Origin of the sequence: Pseudomonas tremae, assembly GCF_001401155.1 — a bacterium.
Classification (GTDB): domain Bacteria; phylum Pseudomonadota; class Gammaproteobacteria; order Pseudomonadales; family Pseudomonadaceae; genus Aquipseudomonas; species Aquipseudomonas tremae.
Map to the genome: position 1 here is coordinate 1 of NZ_LJRO01000168.1, position 269 is coordinate 269.

Annotated in this window: 1 pseudogene; it reads left to right on the forward strand. The window is 62.8% G+C overall.

Annotated elements, in window-relative coordinates:
- Positions 1-191 (forward strand): annotated as a pseudogene (locus ALO43_RS12135) (glutathione-regulated potassium-efflux system protein KefB); the annotation flags it as partial.
- Positions 192-269: the final 78 nt, after the last annotated feature.

Here is a 269-nt window from a genome sequence, read left to right on the forward strand (position 1 = left end):
TGGGCCTGACCGAGGCACAGGCTGATGCGCGCATCAGTCGCTTCAAGCGCCACGACGAACAGGTGCTGGCCGCACAACATGAAGTGTATGACGACGACGCCAAGGTTCTGCAGACCGCCCGTGAAGCCAGGGCCGACCTCGCGCAACTGTTCGAGGCCGACCGTCTGGACGAAGAAGCTGCGAAAAGCTGATGTGCCAGACGCCGGGCGCTCAGCGTCCGGCGCAGGGTTCGGTCAGGCGTAAGGACTGTCCCAATAGCGCTTGTACAT